This window comes from Neobacillus solisequens (assembly GCF_051233465.1).
Classification (GTDB): Bacteria; Bacillota; Bacilli; order Bacillales; family Cytobacillaceae; genus Neobacillus.
Genome location: NZ_JBKFGJ010000018.1, coordinates 48451 through 62817 on the forward strand (window position 1 = coordinate 48451; position 14367 = coordinate 62817).

General features: G+C 29.6%; 13 protein-coding genes and 1 tRNA gene. All 14 read left to right on the plus strand.

Features of this window, described 5'->3' with window-relative positions; genetic code table 11:
• Positions 1 to 57 precede the first annotated feature (57 nt).
• The 14 genes from ACI3K6_RS16875 (at position 58) to ACI3K6_RS16940 (ending at position 14005) form a co-directional block, all read left to right on the plus strand.
• On the plus strand, positions 58 to 927 hold the full coding sequence (locus ACI3K6_RS16875; RefSeq protein WP_435555748.1) for a hypothetical protein: 870 nt from the start codon (positions 58 to 60) through the stop codon (positions 925 to 927).
• Positions 928 to 1550: 623 nt separating this feature from the next.
• Complete coding sequence (locus tag ACI3K6_RS16880) at positions 1551 to 2135, plus strand: recombinase family protein (RefSeq protein ID WP_435555749.1); 585 nt, start codon at positions 1551 to 1553, stop codon at positions 2133 to 2135.
• A 284-nt stretch (positions 2136 to 2419) separates the two neighbouring features.
• On the plus strand, positions 2420 to 3067 hold the full coding sequence (locus ACI3K6_RS16885) for an SLATT domain-containing protein (RefSeq protein ID WP_435555750.1): 648 nt from the start codon (positions 2420 to 2422) through the stop codon (positions 3065 to 3067).
• A gap of 9 nt (positions 3068 to 3076) precedes the next feature.
• On the plus strand, positions 3077 to 4519 hold the full coding sequence (locus tag ACI3K6_RS16890; protein ID WP_435555751.1) for a reverse transcriptase domain-containing protein: 1443 nt from the start codon (positions 3077 to 3079) through the stop codon (positions 4517 to 4519).
• 235 nt (positions 4520 to 4754) lie between these two features.
• Positions 4755 to 5729: an HNH endonuclease domain-containing protein gene (locus ACI3K6_RS16895; protein WP_435555752.1), complete on the plus strand. Its 975-nt coding sequence runs from the start codon at positions 4755 to 4757 to the stop codon at positions 5727 to 5729.
• Positions 5730 to 5739: 10 nt separating this feature from the next.
• Positions 5740 to 6063, plus strand: coding sequence for a phosphoribosyl-ATP pyrophosphohydrolase (locus tag ACI3K6_RS16900; RefSeq protein ID WP_435555753.1), 324 nt, complete (start codon positions 5740 to 5742; stop codon positions 6061 to 6063).
• Positions 6064 to 6114: 51 nt separating this feature from the next.
• The gene (locus ACI3K6_RS16905; protein ID WP_435555754.1) at positions 6115 to 7173 is read left to right on the plus strand and encodes an HNH endonuclease; all 1059 of its coding nucleotides are present in this window, start codon (positions 6115 to 6117) and stop codon (positions 7171 to 7173) included.
• 942 nt (positions 7174 to 8115) lie between these two features.
• Complete coding sequence (locus tag ACI3K6_RS16910) at positions 8116 to 8451, plus strand: hypothetical protein (RefSeq protein ID WP_435555755.1); 336 nt, start codon at positions 8116 to 8118, stop codon at positions 8449 to 8451.
• Positions 8452 to 8649: 198 nt separating this feature from the next.
• Positions 8650 to 8790, plus strand: coding sequence for an IS630 transposase-related protein (locus ACI3K6_RS16915; protein WP_435555756.1), 141 nt, complete (start codon positions 8650 to 8652; stop codon positions 8788 to 8790).
• A 134-nt stretch (positions 8791 to 8924) separates the two neighbouring features.
• Positions 8925 to 10058, plus strand: a complete 1134-nt coding sequence (locus ACI3K6_RS16920) for a restriction endonuclease (RefSeq protein ID WP_435555757.1) — start codon at positions 8925 to 8927, stop codon at positions 10056 to 10058.
• Positions 10059 to 11952: 1894 nt separating this feature from the next.
• On the plus strand, positions 11953 to 12603 hold the full coding sequence (locus ACI3K6_RS16925; protein ID WP_435555758.1) for a hypothetical protein: 651 nt from the start codon (positions 11953 to 11955) through the stop codon (positions 12601 to 12603).
• Between the two features lie 258 nt (positions 12604 to 12861).
• Positions 12862 to 12958, plus strand: a tRNA-Sec gene (locus ACI3K6_RS16930).
• Between the two features lie 187 nt (positions 12959 to 13145).
• Positions 13146 to 13688, plus strand: coding sequence for a tyrosine-type recombinase/integrase (locus tag ACI3K6_RS16935; RefSeq protein ID WP_435555759.1), 543 nt, complete (start codon positions 13146 to 13148; stop codon positions 13686 to 13688).
• Positions 13685 to 14005: a tyrosine-type recombinase/integrase gene (locus ACI3K6_RS16940; protein ID WP_435555760.1), complete on the plus strand. Its 321-nt coding sequence runs from the start codon at positions 13685 to 13687 to the stop codon at positions 14003 to 14005. Before ACI3K6_RS16935 ends, ACI3K6_RS16940 begins: the two co-directional genes overlap by 4 nt.
• Positions 14006 to 14367 lie beyond the last annotated feature (362 nt).

Here is a 14367-nt window from a genome sequence, read left to right on the forward strand (position 1 = left end):
CATTAAAAGGTTGCCCTTAATAGGACAGTTTTTGTTGTTAAGGGAGGTTTTATATTCTTGAGTAAAAAAGAGAAAGTAAAAAAACCATTTTATAAAAAATGGTGGGTATGGGTTATTGCTATTATTGTTTTATTTGGAATTATTGGTAGTATCGGAAATGAAGAACCTACAAAAAAATCAGAAAAAGTAACAGAAAAGGATACAAGCTCATATACAGCGGATAATGTATATGTATGGTTAAAAAAATCAGGTCTAATTAAAGGCGAAGCAGTCGATAAAACTTCTGAATTTAAAGGTAATACTGAAGGGGTTATTAAAGTTATCGGTACAGGTGAGGTAGATATTCATGAATTTAAAACGGCTGAGCAAGCTAAAAAGTATGATATAGGGGGAGATATGACTGTAGCGTATAAGAAGATTTACATATTGATTATTCAAGGTCAAAGCCAACATGATAGTTTTAAGAAGGTATTAGAAGCTGGTAAACCTTTAACGGATTTAGAAACAAAGTATTCATCAGACCAACAAAAGCAAGTAGCGGAACTAATGCAAAATGGCTCTGATTTTTTCCCATTGGTAGAAGCGTATTATAGTTTACCAAACGACCAAAAATCACAGACTTATGATGATTTTATTTATAAAAAAGAAGTATCATGGACAGGAACTATTGCTGATTTAGAAGCTATTGGAGATAGTATTGTTGTCTATGGAAAACCAACAGGTTATAACGGTGAAAATTGGTCAACAATAAGCACAAATAAGAAAGATATGTTGCCTTATGTTTTCATTGTAGAATTAAAAGATAAAGCTATGAAAACAGGATTAAAAAAGGGAGAACAGGTTAAAGTAAAAGCGGTTGTTGGTTCCCGTGGAGATAAAAAACTACAATACAATTGGAAATTGTATGAAGGTGAAGTTATAAAATAATTTAAAATGAAAGGACTTCATTCTTTTGGAGTGCTTTTCCTATTATTATTACTTCCACTAAAAAGATACATATAAGTTCAATTGTAGAAATAGGTAAAATTTGGTTAAATACGATAATCTGTTTTTCTTTAAAACAATATTTAGGTATCTGTTTATCAGTAGGAAATATTTAAAGTTGTTAAAGGTATAGGTTTATAATGCTAATATAAAAAAACATTTGTAGCTGTTATTATTGTTTGTAAAGATTATTTTGATACAAATAGTTGTTTATAAAATAATTTGGTCTTTATAAATACATTGGATACAATTGGAATATAATGTATTCGGAGCTTTTCAAATGACTGAAACGGAAGCTTATATCCGTGTGCATCAAAGGAACAGAATTTGGCACGTCATACAGTTTAATAAGAATTATAAAAGACCAAATAATAAGGTCTTTTTCTTTTTGGACTAAAATATTGAAAATCACCCTATATAAAATATGTGTCTAAAAGTTTCAACTTCTGAACAATATAATATAGCAGTCTAAAAGATAGTCTGAAAATAACTTGTGTTTGTCTAAAAGATAGTCTAAAATAAAAAGTATAAAAGATAACTAACTTTTAGACAAAGGAGCAGTTAATATGGCGTTAATTGGATACGCAAGAACTTCTACAGTCGGACAGGATAACGGATTGGAAACACAAAAGCATTTATTAGACGAAGCGGGATGTAAACGTATCTTTTTTGAAAAGGTAACAGGAACAAGCACCATTAATAGAAATGAATTAAAAGAGGCTACTCAGTTTTTAGATAGAGGTGATACCTTAATCGTGACAAAAATTGACCGCTTAGCACGTTCTATAATTGACTTACATAACATTGTCAGAGAATTGAATATAAAAGGGGTAAATGTTCGGTTTTTAAAAGAAAATATCGAATTTCAAGCAGGAGAAAATAATAATTCTCTTCAAACATTACTTTTTAATATTTTAGGTTCATTTGCACAGTTTGAACGTGACATTATTGTAGAACGTACAGGTGAAGGAAGAGAGAGAGCAAAGAAACAAGGAAAACATATGGGAAGACCTTCAAAAAATAAAAAGGAAATAGATAAGGCATTGAAGCTATATAATGACCGAGAAGCAAACGGTTTGAGTGTTAATGACATATCCAAAATGACAGGTGTACCACGTTCTTCAATATACGCTGAATTAAAGAAACGGTAAAAGGATAGTTATCCGAATTGACTTTATTGTTTTGTATCTTTTGAGTACACCCTATTTTAACTTTTAACATTATTTTCAGTAAACATTTGCTGAATTGCAGGTGTTTTATTTTTTTGTATGCAACGTCTAAGCAATACTCCCAAGAGGCTTTTAGAGATTTTTATCTTTAATTATTTAATACTAGTTATGAATTTTGAGATAATTGTTTTAATTTATGCTATAATTATACAAAAAATGACACTTTATGGTAAAGAGTCATGCGATAAGGGTGGAGGGGTAGTGTAGTGCCAAGAGATTATCAAAATACCAACATAAAAGAGGAAATTGGAAAAAAAATTAATACATTTAACATAACCAGAAATAATCGAATCTATATGAGCTTAAGATTAAAAGATTATGGTGAGAAGTGGAAATTAATATTCTTTTTCTTAAATTTCGAAGCAGTTATTTTTGTTGGAATATCATTAGCTGGAAAGACAATTCTTAATGAAGGTCCTTTAACAATTCTATCAGTTATATCTGGTATATTTTCAATCTATGTAATACTAATACAATATTATATAAATGTACTTAATTACAATGAAAGAGCGTTAAAGGTTCATTATCATCAATTGGATATTGAAGATTTAATAATTAAACTGAAAAATTTAGTTATGAATATAAATATAAAAGATGATACTAAAATTGTTAAATATGAAGAAATAATTGAGAGTTTTAACATTATTATGTACGAATATCAAACAATTTTAAAAAATAATGAAAATCATGACCCCATCGATAATAAAAAAAGAATACTAAACGAAATAGAAGATAATAATAATTTTTTTAAGAAGAATCGTGATTTTACAATGGATAATATCATACTGCATATTAACATTTTTATTTCATTGATAATGCCAATAATTATTGTGGTAATTTTCGGAATGGAGTGACCAATAATTATGGCATCTGATAAAGAATTAATGGAACTAGCTTATGACTATGTTTTTGCTTTATCAAAAAAAAAGACCTATAATCCACAAACCCTTGCTAATTATAATTATTTAAAAAGTAATAGTAAAATAAATGTAATTGAAGAGATGAAAAAGTCAGTTGAAGATTTTTTATACAACAATGAAGTTTGTAAAGTAAAGGACTTTGTCTACAAGAGTGATTATTTTACACCTAGAAATATGTTTCTTATTAATCCTATATACTATGTATATTATACATATTTGGTCTTTAAATTATCATATTTACACTTAAATAAAAATGAGGTCAAACTAGATTTTTCGAATGAATATATTAGTTCCTTTTATTCTGGTTCATTAGTTTTTTGTACATCACTAAAAGAAATTAATGAGAATGCTATGTTTAATAAAAGCTATTCTTTATTTCAACAAGAAAGGAAAAATTTTTTTGGAAATCCAGTATTAAAAATAGATATTCAAAATTTTTTTTCCAATATAAAGATAGATGCCTTAATGTTTAAGTTAAGAAGGTTATTAGGTGATAAAAGAATTATAGATGAACTTGAATACTTTTTTAATTATTGTAATTTTGATAGTTTACCCCAACTTCATTATTCAATTGCCTCATCTATATTATCTCAATTTTATTTATTGGAATTTGATAATAAAGTCAAGAGAGTATTAGAAAGAGAAAATCTCTTTCTTATCAGGTTTGTTGATGATATGTATATAATTCATCTAAACGGAGAAGGGAAAACCAAAACGAATAATAATTTATTAAATGAAATAAGCTATTTTTTATGGGAAGATTCTTTAGCATTAAATACATCGAAGACAAAGATGCTATCTGCTGAGGAATATGAAAATGATTATGAGATAACAGATTCGGACTATGCAGAGGAAACAACTTCTTTTTCTACAGAAATCCTTATCGATGAAAAGTCAACTAAGGTACTTACAGATGGTAGTTTTATAACTTTTATAGCAGAATTATGTAAATTAGAAAAAAGTAATGGAATTGATTTATATGAATATAGACACCTAATGAATGAATACCTTTCAATTGAAAATGAGGATTCGAATAAAGTGTTAAAGAATATTATATTTTCTAAAAAATGGAAGAGTATGGAGACAGAGGATTTAATTAAAATAATTAGAAATTGGAAATATCTATTGTTTAACCCCTCTGAATTTACTATTTTATATGTTTTGGTATATAGATATTTGGAGAGTGAAAAGGTTATCCAAGACAAAGGTTTAAAAATTAAAAGAATACTTAATTACTTATTTACAAATGATATTTTTACATTTCGAGATACCCTAGTTGCGGTATCATATTTATTCCAAAGCAATTTTAAAAACAAAGATTTAATTAATAAAATAAAAGGTGTTAATCCTGACTATGTATTATTTGTTGAAACATACATTATTTAATTAAGGTTAGCGAGTATGAGTAAAAAAATAACGCCTCGAAAAAATATTAGAGACACTCAAAAAGAGTGTCTTTTGTTTTAAAGTGGGGGTACTTTTCACCAAATACAATGACTTATACTCAGAATTGTGTAGTAGCTGTACCATTCCTGCAGGTGGTATTATTTAATAGAAGTGATACTTGTAAAGGCTAATCAAATAAAAGAGCGGTATATTGATTAATTATAGGGGGGAGAAGGTGAATAGTTATATAAAGCAATGGAATAACTTAATCTTAAATTGTAGCTTTGATAATACGTATAAAATGGTATGGAGTAAGGCGTTAGTAGAGTTATCGTTAAGTGTAAGTGACGAAGTTAAAGACGATACTATTGTTTTTGATTTTATTGATTTATCGAAACTTTGTCTCAAGTATTATTGGAATCAAACTATATACTTTGACTTAGTACAAAGTCCTAACCTTAAGAAACCTCCCGAAATGATAACTTATACTAAAAACCTAATTTATACGTACTTTAATAAAAAACAATCTGTTCAGCCGATAAGGTTTGAAAAAGTAGATTTTAATACTACTCAGTTATCAGAGATTTATGAAGGTACGGTCAAAAAAATAGCAAATACCTTAAAACAAGACGTTTGTTGGCGTTTTAAAAACCTTAACCGTGAAACATACGAAATTTACGATTTGGACCGTAATGAAGGTAAAGTGTTTATGAATAAAAATGATGTATTAATGCTTAAACAGTATAGTGATTTTTTGTTTACCGTTATAAATTATAGATGGACACAAATGTTAGAAGGATTTAACTATAGTCCTAGAATATCACGTAAAGTAAGAGCAATAGACGAAAATAACATTAAACGTGCATCTTTAAAAAAATTTCATCCACATCTTGATTTATTGTTTGAAGATGGTAAAAGGAAATGTTTTTATTGTGGTAAAAACATTGCTGAAAAAGAAATATCAGTTGACCATGTAATACCGTGGTCTTATATGTTTTCTGATGATTTATGGAATTTAGTTTACTGCCATAAAGGTGAAAACAGCCAAAAGTCGAACCGCCTACCTACTGAAGAAGATATTACACGATTAGAAGAGCGAAATAAACAGTTGCTACAACGTATGCAAAATAACTCTAAAGATTACGACCAACTACAAATTGCAATTGAAAAGGATTACGTTAAGAAGTTTTGGATTTCATTTAAAGGATAGGGAGTTAGTAATGACTGTTGAAAAGGTTTATAACAAATTAGTACGAGATAAAATACCGCAGATTATAGAGAAGGATAACAAAATACCTATTACAAACATAGCTTCTAAAGAAGAAGTAAAAGCATTGTTATTACTTAAATTGATTGAGGAACTTGAAGAGTTTAAAGAAACTCCAGTAGAAGAAGAATTAGCCGATATATTAGAGGTTATCGATGGCATTGCAGAAGTATTTGACCTTGATATAGATAAAGTAAAAAGTATAAAGAATACTAAGAAGGAAGAACGCGGTGGTTTTGAAAAAGGGATTATTTTAGAAACGGTAATTGAGAGATAATAGGATAAATTTATTATCAATATACATAGTTGCTATGTTGGAGGCATTTGAATGATTAATGAAGCAATAGATTTTGTTCTTTATGAGGTTCACAATCCTGCCCTTATGCACCCGGATTTAGATAAGTCTATTAAAAATAAGGTTCAAAGGTCAAAAAATGTTATTAAACAAATGAAAAAAATAGGTGATATTTATAATTACTTAAGAAAATTTTCTGAGGTGCCTATTGCTGGAGAAAGACTAGTCTATGATGAATTAAAGAAAATTGGATTAAAGACTTATGAAGATTTATACACTGAATTTCAACATAAATTTAATAACCATCTAGATGAAATTACGACATTATCAGATTTTATACTCGGAAAACAATATAGTTCATGGGATATTGCTATCTTTTCAAAAACCTATGATGTTCAATCAGGTATATATAAGATTCCAGGTAATCCTAATATAAAAGCAATATTTATAAAAGCCACTCTTGAAAACGGAAAGTATAAAAATGAATGGTTGGTTCATAATGAGCTATTGAAATATTATTTTTACAGTCTTAAGGGTAAATTTAGTCCTGAATATGAGGTAAATAAATCAATTATAAGTTCAAAAGAAAAAAATATTCCTATCTATGTATTTATTAAGGAAGGGACTATTTGCACATTAACAGGAATATTTGAATATGTTACTTATAAAGTTGAGCAGGACAAGTCTATGTGGTTTACGTTAAGAAAGGTAGATATATATAACGTAGATAATCCAGTGAATGAAATTGAATATGAAAGTGACTTTAGTCATAAAGTAAATAAGTCTTTATCTGATAAGGCAGGAAGAAAACAAAGACTTAAAAATGCACCTAAAACACCAGAAATTATAAAAGTAGTAACCACTAATTTTAAAAGAAATCCAGACGTTGTTGCAGAAGTTTTAGAAAGAGCAAATGGTGTTTGTGAGTTTTGTGGGAACAATGCACCCTTTTTTCGGGCTAGTAATGGTACACCTTACCTAGAAGTGCATCATGTAATCCCATTAGCCTTAGGTGGCGAGGATACAATTGAAAATGCTGTGGCACTATGTCCAAATTGTCATAGAGAGGCACATTTTGGTATTAAAAATTAAAAAAGAATACTTTAAAACTTATGAGTGTTGCATGGGAGTTTGACCCTGATTTCAAAAAAACAAGAAGCATAGATTGGAAAGGCATCTGCATTGCAGGTGCCTTTTTTGATGTTGTTATGGAACTACCACCTTGCCATGAAAAATGGGTTTTAATGGAGTGTATGATTGGAGTGAATGGACTGATTAAATATTCTAAATAGAAAAAGGGGAGTGTACCAACATACAAACAAAAAAAACACCACAAAAGGCTTATTTGAAGGCTTTTAGGTTGAATGGTTTGGACTTGGTGAACAATTTTTTTCTCTAAAAATACCCCTAAAACACTGCTTTTTCCCTGCCCTTACCAAGTATTTTTTATTGTTTTCTTTCCAGTTCACATAGCTGATGAGATAGAATTAAAATCATAAATTTGTAAATCTTTTATTTATCCCCAGAAATCGACAAAGAAATTTTTAAAAGAAATTTCTGGCCCTGTTATATATTACTTTGATAGTTCTATTTAAAAGGTGACAGCAATTCTTCCTTGAAAATTTATCAAAAAGTGGTCAGTGGAAGCACCTGCCCATGTCACAAAAAGCAACCTGTATCGTTGTTATCAGTGTAAAATATGGGTGCTAAAATCTCATTGAAGGCTTCACTATCACATACAGTGAGGGGTGTAACACTGCTTATCCCCATTTTTACAGGGTGTGGCACTAAAAATATTCAGTAAGGTGTTATATTTTTACATAGCAATCTTACTGAATATATGGCAACCAAATAAAACCTTAAAATTTTTCAAAAAAGTGGTCTGTGAAACCTGTGAAACATACAGCTTGGATTCATCATGTTTACAATTAAATTAAGCAGAAAATTTTTTGAAAAACCATATAAGGAAAGGGTGGTCAAACAGGATATTACCTTATGAAGGTAATTTAATAAAATTTGGAGAGGTGAAGGGCAATGGCATTGGACAAAAAATTAGACCATGCAGAAAAGTTGGTAGAGAATCTAACTGAATTTATGGAAGTTATTATGAGGAATAGGGATAAAGCCTTTCCCCCAGAGTATGCCTTACTTGATGGGCTATACAGCATCTTAGCAGAGATGAGATGGGAAGCATTTGATTATTTGAATGCCTTAAAAGGTGATGTTGTCACAGACAATCCTTTATGGACAGCAAAACTAAAAGAATCAGTCTTATTATTGGATGCTATATTTGATAATTTAAATGATACTTCAATGGCCTTTTTCCCATTTTATCTTACCATCCATTCTGGTGTTAAGGCATTAGATTAGTAATTATTAGGATTTGGAATTTTAAATAAATAAACAACTACCCACAAAACTAAATGTTATTTTTATCTGAGGACTTCCTGCCTAATTAACACAGGCAGATAGTCCTCTTGCCTTTTTAGTGTTGTGATGTGGAAAGGATAGTGATGGGGAGAATAGGACATTAATTTAGGGGAAAAAGGGAATTTTTGAAAAAGTTAGTTGAAGGTTAAAGAAGAGCAAAGAAGGAAAGCAATTATTGAAGCTTATAAGAAAGGGAAGTCTATTAATGATATTCGTACAACGTTTAAAGTAGGCACAGGAACTATTTACAGATTGTTGGACAGGGAAGGTATTAGGTAAGAAAGTAGGCACTCAATAGAGTGTCTTTTTATTATATAAAGGAGTATTACAACAAAATTTCTATTTGGTAATATCAGTAACGAAAGTGAGGTGGTAAAATAGAGCTAGATAATAAAGGATATGGAGATGTCGTAATGAACCCAAATTTTATGACCCAAAAGGCTCTATCCAACAAAGTTGGTTGGTCAGAAGCAAACGGCAGAAGATGGATAAAAATATTTAAACAGTTTATCCCTGTACAATATGATGGTATAAATAAGTTTTTTAATGAAGAGTCTTTTAAGGTACTTTCAATAATAAAAGAAATGAGCGATTATGGATATACAAGCAGTGAAATCCTTGAAATGTTTAAAAAAAATGGTATACCAAAGAACCCTCAAAGTCTAAAGAAATTAGTGAAAGATAAATCTGTTGTCACTATTGCTGAGAAAACATTGTCAAATTCAATTCCCAACCAAAAAGAACTTGCATTGGCAATTTTAAAATTAATCAATGATAAAAAGTCGTACACTACTACAATGATAAACGAAGGAGTTGCTTCATATTTCTCCTTAACAGATGAACAAAAAAACATAACTTATCCTGACAAGAAAGAATATATCTTTTCTCAAAGAATGAGACTTGCTAGATATTCATTGAAGAAACAAGAATATATCGAAGAAGTAAGTAAATATACATACAAAATCACAGAAGATGGTTTACTGTTGATAACTGATGATTCTGAAGGTGTAGAAGAGGAAATCAACGAACTTGAAAATGTTATAGACCCACTTGATATTATAAGAGAGAAAGTAGAAGAGATTGAAAGTGAACTTATTGATGATTTGATAGAACATTTAAAACAAGCTCATTGGAGGAGGTTAGAAACAATTGTTGTTGAGCTTCTCACTGCTATGGGATACGGTGATGGTCAAGTTACTGAAAAGACAAATGATGGTGGTTTAGATGGTGTTATAAAGGAAGATAGGCTAGGTCTTGATAATATATACGTTCAAGCAAAGAGGTGGGAGAATACAGTTGGAAGACCAGAAGTCATGAGTTTTTCTGGAGCATTGGACGCTAAAGGTGCTAGGAAAGGTATATTTATTACTACATCGAGTTTTACTAAAGGTGCAGAAGAATATGCTGAACGCCTTGAGAGTAAAAAGATAATTCTAATAGATGGTAAAAAATTAGCTAAATTAATGATTGAAAATGATATTGGTGTGAGTATAAAGAAAAAATTTGTTGTTAAAGAAGTGGATTTCTCCTATTTTGAGGGCGAGTAAGAAAGTAAATGAATCATAAGTGGTTAGTGAAACAAGAGTAGGCATTCGAAACAGTGTCTTTTCTTTTTAGTGGGGGTACTGTTTAATAATGGTGATAATGAATTATGCTTTAGCTCTTCCCCTCCTGCAATCAGAGTTATATCAACAGTATCATATGACATTAATTTCTATAGGAAGAAGGATTTATAATTGAAGAACAGTTTTTCTAAATATATTCCGCTGGTTATACTGGCTTTTCTCTGTGGATTTGCAAGTTACTTTTTTTATAGGATGGCAGTTGTTTCTTAAATTAAGTGATAAGATAATATGCTGGATAGCAGTTTACTTTTTTTTATACCTCTTATTAGCTATATTGTTCACAAAAATTAAGAATAAGTTTGTTACATACATAATGAATGTTCTTGGATTTCCAATTTTAATTATTATGCTAGTTCAATACTATCTTGCACCACTTATCCCGATAATAATGTTTATAGGATTTTATATTGTTCCAACTGCTTTAGTTCTAAATTTGTCAAATCTATATTCATTTTTAAATCCTTATTTGGGTGGAATAATCTATTTGGTGAACGTTATTACAGTCTTAATTTTCGCTTATTTTGGTAATAGAATTATGGGATTTATAATGAACACTTTTAAAACTAAGTTTGTAAAGAATATATTAGATAAGTATTCTACTGTTTTATACACGAGAATTTATAGTTATGTGTTAATGATATTAATTTACTTAATATATAATTTCCTATCATTTTCTAAAGAGAATTTATTAACCTTCTTACCAGCAGAGCCTGTTTCTGTAATTAAGGAAGTGTTTGTCACTTTTGTTGCAATAGATACTTTAATTCAAATCTTATTAAATAAAAAACAGGAGAGTAAACACACTTAATTTATTCAACTTTTAGGAAGTAACGAAAATCCGTTTTGCTTATGTATATGCTGTGTATGCACTCAAAAGAGTATCTTTTTGTTTATAGTGGGGCATGGTTATCACATTTACAAATTATAAAATGTTGGATTGTGTAGTAGCTGTACTACTCCCGTAATCAGAGTTAAAAATACAACCGAGTAAGCACTAGAAAACACAGTTATTATTTTTTGTGTTCAAACTGTCACAACTCTGAATGAAACGAAAATGTAAGTATTGTTCCGTAAAATAGCTAAAAAACTGCTTGAAAAAGTAACAAAACTTGGGTAAATTTAAATTGTACCTTTACAGATACAAAGCTTAGAAACCCTTTATTGAAAGCCATAATGGTAAGGTGTTTGTGGAAAGTGAACCAAATAAAGGAACAACCTTTAATAGATTCCTACTTGATTCTTAAACTGTTTGTCATAATAGTCATTAATATAAATGATGACTTATGTATTAAAGAGGATAAAATTTGTAACCTTAATAACGTTTGGTAAGTTATTTTAATAGCTATTCAATAATACTTATATTATCTTTTTAACTGTAAATAGAAGTATGAGTGGTTCAATATCAATAGATTCAGTAATTCTTAACTAATACAGTAAAGTGTGAAACCATTCTATAACCTGTTTTCAAATAAATCCTTTGGTTCTGTGCAGATACGGTGAACCGTATCATATGTAAGCGTAAAATAAATTTTAAAGGAGATTGAATAGGCACTCACTAATCATGGTGAGTGTCTTTTGTATTAAGGGGGTATGGTTTACAGTATTTTCATACACAACAAAACTGTTGGGGGGTGAAAATACACCAAAGCCGACAAACTCTATGGTATAATGTTAAACATTTTTATATAAATAAGTTTTTAATGTAATTTTTCAAATAGAATAATAAGATAAAATAGAAATACACTTGTATTCACACTTTCCTTAAAAAGGGAGTGTTAACAAATTACAAAAAAAGGTGGCAAGGGGGAGGAACATTTTGAGTGCTTTATTTCAACGTAAAAATTTTCATCAAATTGTTATAGAGATTTCACTAGAAAACTTAAATGACTATGTAATGAAAATGGAAGAGTTTTTAGAAAATGAGGTTGAAGAATTTAATGGGAAATTTGAAGAAACCACAAAAGGTTGGAGTGAAGAAGATAAAAATGAGTACGGGGAATATCTTTCTGATGAGTATTGGACTTTAGCTGAAACACATCCTAATTTCTTAAGAAATTCAATGTTTATTAGTATATATTCTTTTTTTGAAAAAGAACTAAAAGATTTAAACGCATCCTATAAAAAGCGTACGAACAATAATTCAATATCATTTCCCCAAAAAATAAGTAAGATTACTAAAGCACTACTCAGTTTGGAACATTGTTTTGAAATTAAATTCTCAGAAGTAATTGAAGAGTGGAATAAAATAGATAGTGTATATAGAGAAATTAGAAACATTATTGCTCATGATGGGGGCGAGATAGAAAAAGATAAAATTGATGAATCAACTACTTTATTTAAAGGAATGCCTATAGAAATTAAAGAGTCAACAGGTGAATTGTTACTACATAAGGAACTTTGTTTGTCCTTTTTAAAAGATATTACATCGTTTTTTAATAAATTTTTTGAGTTAATAAAAGAAATTTAAATTCCTAATCAATTAATGGAAATAAAGTAATAAATATCTTGTCACATAGCATTATTGAATTAAACGATTCTACTATTCTTTCTAATAAAATTACATAATAATATTAAGAAATACTTTAAAAAATTGATTCAGTCTTTATTGATTTATTTTTGTTGAAAAAGTAATATTGTATTGAAAGGTTCTGAACAAGACCGTGTGTATCATGTAGGTAAGACTGTGTGATACGTTCAAAAAACACTTGATATGATTGAATTTATAGGGGCTGAATGGGGTACTGGTGTCCTCCACAGTCTTCAAAACTGCTTGAGACCTGCGTGCCAGGTCTGGTGGGTTCGATTCCCACGCAGTCCCGCCAAATAAATTAAGTGTTATCAACGGTTTGAACTGTTTTTGTACTCTGATTTGACAGTGATTTGAACCATGATTTGTCTTTTATAAGTCATCAGTATTTTTTCTAAAAATTACATAGTACTAGTGAAACTGATTTAGTATGTACTAGTGTGTCAATTCCACCAATTTTTGTAGAAAGGGTGGATTTTTTAATGCAAACTGTTGTTAGAAAAACTCAACGTAAAGGCGTTAGAAGTACTCAAAATGTTAAAAGTTTAAAAAACACTGAACAAAAAATGAACCTATTTAAAATGTTTGAAAGGTTTATAAATTATAAACAAACAGAAGGTTTAGCAAAGCCGACTATTCAGGGTTATTATGAACATTTTCATTATCTAAATACTTTGTTAGATGGAGATATTCCTAATGTGGAGGTCACCTTGGGATTATTTAGGGATTATATTGGCTATATGCTTCATGAACAGGGGCTAAAACCTACTCCTGTCAATGTCCGTATTAGAACCAATCGTGCATTTTTTCGTCACTGTAATCAGGAAGGGTGGATTGAAATTCCTATTCATGAAACGTTTAAGCCAATTAAAACACCCGAAGATAAAATTCAGGCATTTACACCAGCGGAAGTAAAGGTACTATTAAATCAAATTGATGATTCACGTTTTGTTGGTTTTCGGGATAAAGTAATGATTTATGTATTATTAGATACAATGGTTAGATTTCTGAATTACTTAATATGAAACGGTGTAATGTTGATTTAAAAAGCGGCTATATAAAACTAGAACCACATGAAACAAAAACAAAACGGACTAGAAGTGTTCCAATCTCAACGAAAATAATAAAACTGCTTGAAGAATACATGAGGGAATCTGAGGATTTCGGAAGTGAATATTTTTTTGTAACGTATGATGGTAGAGATATTCTAAGTAAAACATGGAGAAGGAGATTAACTGAATTAGGAGAAATGGCTGGAATTTCAAGTAAAAGAGTATCCCCACATACATTCAGGCATATGCGTGCATTATTCTATATTATGAATGGTGGTGATCCCTTTTAATTACAAAAAATATTAGGTCATTCTGATATGAGTATGGTTCGGAATTACATTCAAATGACAGATTCAGACGTCAAAAGACAGCATAGCTCATTTTCACCATTGAAATGTGTTTTTGTAGGAGATAGGCAAGCCTAAATTGAAAATCTATCATAAAAGCTGTTAGGTTAGTAATTCCTAACAGTCTTTTTTTATTTAAAAAAGGCATAAGAAAAACCCCCACTAGTCACTAAAACCAGTAGGGGAAAAGAAAAATAATAGTATCGGTAACCGTCTTAAAGAAACCGACTATATAAAACCAGCTATTACACTGGATTAAACTCATTTAAAGATCATTTATTAAACTTAATAGCGTAAATTGCTTT